This is a genomic window from Sphingomonas carotinifaciens (assembly GCF_009789535.1).
Classification (GTDB): Bacteria; Pseudomonadota; Alphaproteobacteria; order Sphingomonadales; family Sphingomonadaceae; genus Sphingomonas; species Sphingomonas carotinifaciens.
Map to the genome: position 1 here is coordinate 1,476,295 of NZ_WSUT01000005.1, position 6,206 is coordinate 1,482,500.

Below are 6,206 nucleotides of genomic sequence, written 5' to 3' on the forward strand. Positions count from 1 at the left end.
GCCGGATGCTGCCGCGATGCGACCATTGGTGCCGTTGCCTGTCGTGATGCTGGTGGCGACGATGATGCTCGGCGGTTGCGAGCGGGCACCGGCGGGGGATTACAATACCGCGCGCCTTGATGCCGCCGATCGGGCCGAGCGGGCGCATCAGGAAAAGGCCGCACAGGCGATGGTCGCCGAAACGCAGGATGCCGTGCGGTGGAAGATGATGGCGGCGCGGATCGACGCGCTGGAACGCGAGGTGGCGGCGCTGCGGGATACGCGGCAGATGCTGGATGCGACACTGGTCGCGGATCGGCTGGCGCGGGTCGAGGCGGGGGTGGTCGACAAGCCTGAGCCGGTGCCGGTGGCGGTAGCGACGCCTGCGCCGCGGCCGCCGGTGGCGCGTGCGGTGCGGGTGCCGGTAGCGAAGGCGAGTCCGACGCCGGCGAAGCGCGCTGCGCGCAAGCCGTTGGAACTCGACCTGCGATAACTCGTGTTTCGGGGCACCTGATCCGTTGTGCTGAGTAGAGCTGACAGGGGTGTACCGGGGCATCGCTGCGTGCGCCAACCTGTCTCTCGATACGCCGTCTCGATACGCGGCTGCGCCGCTACTCGACGGCTACTCGAGACGAACGGATGGGGGGGGCGCGGCGGAGGGGTGTGATCGGGCTGTGTCGTTGGGCGCGGCACTAGAGCAAGCTGCGTTAAATCCGCTCCATCCCGTTCCGTTCGTGCTGAGCGAAGTCGAAGCACAGCCCCTGGCGCTTGGCCTTCGACTTCGCTCAGGCCGAACGGATGTTGCATCAGGTTTTGCGCATGATGCTTTAGGGTCGAATTCGATCAGACGTGGTCGCCCTCACCCTTCGCCGCCTTCGGCGTCTTTTCCCTCTCCCGCCGGGAGCATCGGGTGAACAGTGCCCCTCACTGTTCAGGTCATGCCGGGGGCATGACCGACCCGATGCTGGAGGGAGCGGCGCGGCCGCGGAAGGGTGAGCGAAGGCGATCGAAGCCCACTCTAACTGGCACGTGGTATGCCGGGCGGCTGGCGATTTTGGTTGCGCCGCTATCGCCATCTCGCTGCCGACGGGGCAGTATCCGCCGAACTCTGCTGATCGGGGATGATGGTGATGCGTGGAATGGCGTTGATGGTGGCGGCGTTGCTGGCCGTGCCGGTGGCGGCGCAGGAGTCGCGACCGGAGGCGGCACCGGCGCGGATACCGCCGGCGCAGCCCGAGGGGTGGAGCATCACGATCGGCGCGGCGCCGGTGTTGAGCCCGGCGTGGCTGGGATCACGAGACGTGTCGCTGTCGGTGTTTCCGGACCTGCGGATCAATTACCGGGACGTGCTGTTCGCCTCCGTGCCCGACGGGATCGGGTGGAATGCGGTGAACGGCGGCGGGTGGCGTGCAGGGCCGCTGGTCAAGATCCGGTTCGGGCGTGACGAGCGCGATGGCGGATCGCCCTTCCTGATCGCGGGCGGGAGCGACGCGCTGGTCGGCATGGGCAATGTGAAGGCGGCGGGCGAGGCGGGCGGCTTCGTCGAAAAGGCGTTCGGCCCGGCGCGGCAGTGGAGCCTGCGCGGCGAGGTGCGGCGGGGTTTTGGCGGGCATCAGGGGGTGGTGGCCGATATCGGCGGCAGCTACCGCGCGCGGCTGGGGCGCAGCATCGTGCGGTTCGGGCCGCGCGCGACGCTCGCCAGCGCGGATTTCATGCAAACCTATTTCGGGGTGGATGCGGGCCAGTCGCTGCGCACCGGGCTGGCGCGATACGATGCGGATGGCGGCGTGCTGTCCTACGGCGTCGGCGGGTCGATGGTGCATCCGCTGGACCGGCGCAGCGCGATCACCGTGTTCGGCAGCCTGGAACGGCTGGGCGAGGCCGCGGGCGACTCGCCGCTGGTCCGCGAACGGGGGCGCCGGGCGCAGTTCACGCTGGGCGTGGGATACGGCTTCCGGTTCGGTCTATAGGAGGCGGGGGGCGCCGCCTGCGGCCTGCGCGGCGGGGCCCCCGGCCGGTCTTACTTCTTCAGATGGGCGGAGATGAACTTGTTCATCTCGAACATCGTCGCCTTGTCCTTGCCGAACACCTTCTTGAGGTTGTCGTCGGCGAGGATCTCGCGCTTGTTCTCAGGATTCTGCAGGTTGTTGGACTTGATATAGTCCCAGACCTTGCTGATCACCTGGCTGCGCGGCAGCTTGTCGTTGCCGACAATGGCGCCCAGTTCCTCGGACGGCTGGACCGGGGCGTGGATGCCCGTGCCCTCGTTGGTCTGCTTCGTCGCGGCCTTCTTGGCGCCGGCTTCCTGCTTGGCAGTGGCCATCTCTGTCCTTCCTATTCTCTAGCGGTCCCCCTTGTGCGGGGGGCGTGTGAATCACGCCTTATGGAGCGCCCCCGCCTTGTGCGCCGCCTTTCCGCCATTGTCACTCTCTACAATGTACTGCGGCTCGTCCTTGGACGCGCGGACCTGATGGCCCTTGATCTTGGTATCGTTGGTGACCTTCTTCTCGACGGTGCCATGTGCGGTGCCGCCATGGCTCTTCCAGGTCACTTCGTCGCCCTTCTTGAAATCGGTCATGGATCGTCTCCTGTAACCACGCGTCAATCGCGGGGAGCGCCGGTTGGTTGCATGGCGCCCCCAAGCGGCGTTAGGGCAGCACGCCCAAGGAGATCGTCGATGAAGACCCGTGCCGCCGTTGCATTCGAGGCCAAGAAGCCGCTGGAGATCGTGGAACTGGACCTGGAGGGTCCGCGCGCGGGCGAGGTGCTGGTCGAGATCATGGCGACGGGCATCTGCCACACCGATGCCTATACGCTGGACGGGCTGGACAGCGAGGGGTTGTTCCCGAGCGTGCTGGGCCATGAAGGCGCCGGCATCGTGCGCGAGGTGGGTGCGGGCGTGACCAGCGTGGCGCCGGGCGACCATGTCATCCCGCTCTACACGCCCGAATGCCGCCAGTGTAAGTCGTGCCTGTCGGGCAAGACCAACCTGTGCACCGCGATCCGCGCCACGCAAGGGAAAGGCCTGATGCCCGACGGCACCACCCGCTTCAGCTACAAGGGCCAGCCGATCTTTCATTACATGGGCTGTTCGACCTTCTCGAACTTCACCGTGCTGCCCGAGATCGCAGTGGCCAAGATCCGGGAGGACGCGCCGTTCCAGACGAGCTGCTACATCGGATGCGGCGTGACGACGGGCGTGGGCGCGGTCACCAACACTGCCAAGGTGCAGGTGGGTGACAATGTCGTTGTCTTCGGGCTGGGCGGCATCGGCCTGAACGTCATCCAGGGCGCGCGGATGGTGGGGGCGAACCGCATCATCGGCGTTGACCTGAACCCGGAGCGCGAAAGCTGGGGCCGCCAGTTCGGCATGACCGACTTCATCGATGCGCGGGGGCTGAGCCGTGAGGAGATGGTCGCCGCCGTCGCCGCGCTGACCGATGGCGGGGCGGACTATACGTTCGACTGCACCGGCAATACCGAGGTGATGCGCACCGCACTGGAATGCTGTCACCGCGGCTGGGGCACGTCGATCGTGATCGGCGTGGCCGAGGCGGGCAAGGAAATCTCCACGCGTCCCTTCCAGCTGGTTACCGGGCGCAACTGGCGCGGTACCGCGTTCGGCGGCGCCAAGGGGCGCACCGACGTGCCCAAGATCGTCGACTGGTACATGAACGGCAAGATCGCGATCGACCCGATGATCACCCATGTGCTGAGTCTGGAGGAGATCAACAAGGGCTTCGACCTGATGCATGCGGGCGAGTCGATCCGCTCGGTGGTGGTCTACTGATGTTCAGCCATGTGATTCTGGGTGCGGACGATATCGCCGAGGCCAAACGCTTCTACGACGCGGTGCTGGGCGTGCTCGGCGTGCCCGAGGGCGTGGTCGATGAATGGGGCAGGGTGTTCTATGCCCATGCCGGCGGACGCTTCGGCATCACCCGGCCGATCAACGGCGAGCCCGCCAGTTTCGGTAATGGCAGTACGCTGGGCTTCCTCGCCGCGTCGCCCGAGCAGGCCGATGCATGGCAGGCGGCCGGCGTCGCGCATGGCGGCACCGCGATCGAGGATCCGCCGGGCGTGCGCCATGCGACGGGCGGGCGCCTGCTGTACCTCGCCTATCTGCGCGATCCATGGGGCAACAAGCTCTGCGCGCTGCACCGCATCGGATGAGCGGGGAGGCGCCCTTCGTCCTGACACTGCAATGCCAGGACCGGACCGGCATCGTCGCGGCGGTGGCGGGCGCGCTGGCAGGGATCGACGGCTTCATCCTGGACAGCCAGCAATATGCCGATCTGGAGACGGGGCGCTTCTTCATGCGCGTCGTCTTCGGGCGCGGCGGCGAGCGCTTTCCGGCGGCGCGGGAGCCGGTGGCGGCGGCGCTGGGGCCGGTCGCCGAACGCTTCGGCTTCGACTGGGAGGTGGCGAGCCCAGGGGATCGGCCGCGCGTGCTGGTCGCGGTATCGAAGGGGTCGCACTGCCTGAACGACCTGCTGCACCGCTGGCGGACGAACACGCTGCCGGTCGAGATCGTCGGGGTGCTGTCCAACCATGATGCGTTGCGCCCGCTGGTGGAATGGCATGGGCTGCCCTGGCATCACCTGCCCGTCGGCGCGGACAATCGCGACGCGCAGGAGGGCGCGATCATCGACCTGATGGCGGCATCGGGCGCGGATTACCTGGTGCTGGCGCGCTACATGCAGGTGCTGGGCCCGCGGCTGGTGGCGGCGCTGGAGGGGCGGTGCATCAACATCCATCACAGCTTCCTGCCCGGCTTCAAGGGGGCACAGCCCTATCACCGGGCGCATGCGCGCGGGGTAAAGCTGATCGGCGCGACCGCGCATTTCGTCACCGCCGACCTGGACGAGGGGCCGATCATCGAACAGGCGGTGGAGCGGGTGGATCACCGCGCCAGCATCGACGATCTGATCCGCATCGGCCGCGACATCGAGGCGCAGGTGCTGGCGCGCGCGGTCGCCTGGGTGGGCGAGCGGCGGGTCTTTCTCAACGGCAACCGGACGGTGATATTCCGATGACGATGGAAACGGTTTCGACCAACACGGCGTTCGGCGGGACGCAGGGCGTGTACCGGCATGACAGCCATGCGACGGGCACGCCGATGACCTTTTCGGTCTATGTGCCGCCGCACGACCCCGGCGAGCGGCTGCCGGTGCTGTGGTATCTGTCGGGGCTGACCTGCACCCACGCCAACGTCACCGACAAGGGCGAGTATCGCGCGCCCTGCGCCGAGCACAAGGTGATCTTCGTGGCGCCCGACACGAGTCCGCGCGGGCAAGGCGTCGCGGACGACGAGGCCTATGACATGGGGCAGGGCGCCGGCTTCTATGTCGATGCGACGCAGGAGCCCTGGACGCCGCATTTCCGCATGCGAAGCTATATCGAGGACGAACTGCCCGCGCTGATCGCGGCGGAGTTCCCGGTGGCCGATCTGGCGCGACAGGCGATCACCGGTCATTCGATGGGCGGCCACGGCGCACTGACGCTGGCCTTGCGCAACCCCGATCGCTTCCGCGCGGTCAGCGCGTTCGCGCCGATCGTCGCGCCGTCGCAGGTGCCGTGGGGGCAAAAGGCGCTGGGCGGCTATCTGGGCAGCGACCGGGGTAGCTGGCGCCAGCATGATGCGGTGGCGCTGATCGAGGATGGCGCGCGACTGCCCGAGATATTGGTCGATCAGGGCGATGCGGACCAGTTTCTCGACGAGCAGCTCCAGCCCGAGCGGCTGCGCGCGGCCTGCGCGGCGGCAGGCATCGACCTGACACTCAGGATGCAGCCCGGCTACGACCACAGCTATTATTTCATCTCGACCTTCATGGCCGATCATGTCGCCTGGGCGGCGGCACGGCTTCACGCAAAGGACCCTGCATGACCGTCGTTCCCGGCGAGCCGGAGGATGGCGACCTCGTCGCCGCCGACGGCAAGATCGCCGTTCCCTCGCACGTCACCGACGCGATCCGCACGCTGATCGAATGGGCCGGTGACGATCCGACGCGCGAAGGGCTGGTCGATACGCCCAAGCGGGTGGCGCGGGCCTGGCGCGAATATTGCGCCGGCTATGCCGATGATCCCGCTATCCATCTGGCGCGCGTGTTCGAAGAGGTGGGCGGTTATGACGAGATCGTGCTGCTGAAGGACATTCCCTTCCAATCGCATTGCGAGCATCACATGGCGCCGATCATCGGCGTCGCGCACATCGCCTATCTGCCGCG

Annotated in this window: 9 protein-coding genes (1 of these 9 running past the window's edge); 7 read left to right on the forward strand and 2 right to left on the reverse strand. The window is 67.4% G+C overall.

All coding sequences use genetic code 11. The features are described from left to right. Window positions 1–28: 28 nt before the first annotated feature. On the forward strand, window positions 29–472 hold the full coding sequence (locus tag GQR91_RS08990) for a hypothetical protein (protein WP_149682032.1): 444 nt from the start codon (window positions 29–31) through the stop codon (window positions 470–472). Window positions 473–1,109: 637 nt separating this feature from the next. Next, window positions 1,110–1,949 carry a MipA/OmpV family protein gene (locus tag GQR91_RS08995; protein ID WP_235903976.1) on the forward strand — a complete coding sequence of 280 codons (840 nt, stop codon included), beginning with the start codon at window positions 1,110–1,112 and terminating at the stop codon, window positions 1,947–1,949. A gap of 50 nt (window positions 1,950–1,999) precedes the next feature. Here the strand turns inward: GQR91_RS08995 and GQR91_RS09000 are convergent, their stop codons facing one another. Together GQR91_RS09000 and GQR91_RS09005 are read right to left on the reverse strand one after the other, a co-directional pair. Next, a complete protein-coding gene (locus GQR91_RS09000; RefSeq protein WP_174236620.1) occupies window positions 2,000–2,302 on the reverse strand; it encodes an SWIB/MDM2 domain-containing protein in 303 nt (100 codons plus the stop codon). Window positions 2,303–2,353: 51 nt separating this feature from the next. Beyond that, a complete protein-coding gene (locus GQR91_RS09005) occupies window positions 2,354–2,557 on the reverse strand; it encodes a hypervirulence associated TUDOR domain-containing protein (RefSeq protein ID WP_112382227.1) in 204 nt (67 codons plus the stop codon). A 99-nt stretch (window positions 2,558–2,656) separates the two neighbouring features. Between GQR91_RS09005 and GQR91_RS09010 the strand changes: the two genes are divergently transcribed. The 5 genes in view from GQR91_RS09010 to folE are tightly spaced (each overlapping or abutting the next) and all read left to right on the forward strand, a layout consistent with a single transcriptional unit that may run on beyond the window. Continuing rightward, entirely contained in the window at window positions 2,657–3,769 is a 1,113-nt protein-coding gene (locus tag GQR91_RS09010) for an S-(hydroxymethyl)glutathione dehydrogenase/class III alcohol dehydrogenase (protein WP_112382228.1), read from the forward strand. Further along, complete coding sequence (locus GQR91_RS09015; RefSeq protein WP_149682030.1) at window positions 3,769–4,152, forward strand: VOC family protein; 384 nt, start codon at window positions 3,769–3,771, stop codon at window positions 4,150–4,152. Before GQR91_RS09010 ends, GQR91_RS09015 begins: the two co-directional genes overlap by 1 nt. Next, window positions 4,149–5,015 carry a formyltetrahydrofolate deformylase gene (gene purU, locus GQR91_RS09020; protein WP_149682029.1) on the forward strand — a complete coding sequence of 289 codons (867 nt, stop codon included), beginning with the start codon at window positions 4,149–4,151 and terminating at the stop codon, window positions 5,013–5,015. Before GQR91_RS09015 ends, purU begins: the two co-directional genes overlap by 4 nt. After that, window positions 5,012–5,866, forward strand: coding sequence for an S-formylglutathione hydrolase (gene fghA, locus GQR91_RS09025; protein WP_149682028.1), 855 nt, complete (start codon window positions 5,012–5,014; stop codon window positions 5,864–5,866). The genes purU and fghA overlap by 4 nt, the downstream gene beginning before the upstream one ends. After that, window positions 5,863–6,206: the 5' portion of a GTP cyclohydrolase I FolE gene (gene folE, locus GQR91_RS09030; protein WP_112382232.1), read on the forward strand. It continues 283 nt past the right edge of the window; the window shows 344 of its 627 coding nt (coding positions 1–344); it begins with the start codon at window positions 5,863–5,865; its stop codon lies beyond the right edge, outside the window. Before fghA ends, folE begins: the two co-directional genes overlap by 4 nt.

What these genes read in the sequence shown, in the direction of transcription:
- GQR91_RS09015 (WP_149682030.1), top strand. Translation starts at nt 3,769, where the DNA reads ATGTTCAGCCATGTGATTCTGGGTGCGGACGATATCGCCGAGGCCAAA.
- purU (WP_149682029.1), top strand. Translation starts at nt 4,149, where the DNA reads ATGAGCGGGGAGGCGCCCTTCGTCCTGACACTGCAATGCCAGGACCGG.
- GQR91_RS09005 (WP_112382227.1), bottom strand. Translation starts at nt 2,557, where the DNA reads ATGACCGATTTCAAGAAGGGCGACGAAGTGACCTGGAAGAGCCATGGC.
- fghA (WP_149682028.1), top strand. Translation starts at nt 5,012, where the DNA reads ATGACGATGGAAACGGTTTCGACCAACACGGCGTTCGGCGGGACGCAG.
- GQR91_RS09010 (WP_112382228.1), top strand. Translation starts at nt 2,657, where the DNA reads ATGAAGACCCGTGCCGCCGTTGCATTCGAGGCCAAGAAGCCGCTGGAG.
- GQR91_RS09000 (WP_174236620.1), bottom strand. Translation starts at nt 2,302, where the DNA reads ATGGCCACTGCCAAGCAGGAAGCCGGCGCCAAGAAGGCCGCGACGAAG.
- GQR91_RS08995 (WP_235903976.1), top strand. Translation starts at nt 1,110, where the DNA reads ATGCGTGGAATGGCGTTGATGGTGGCGGCGTTGCTGGCCGTGCCGGTG.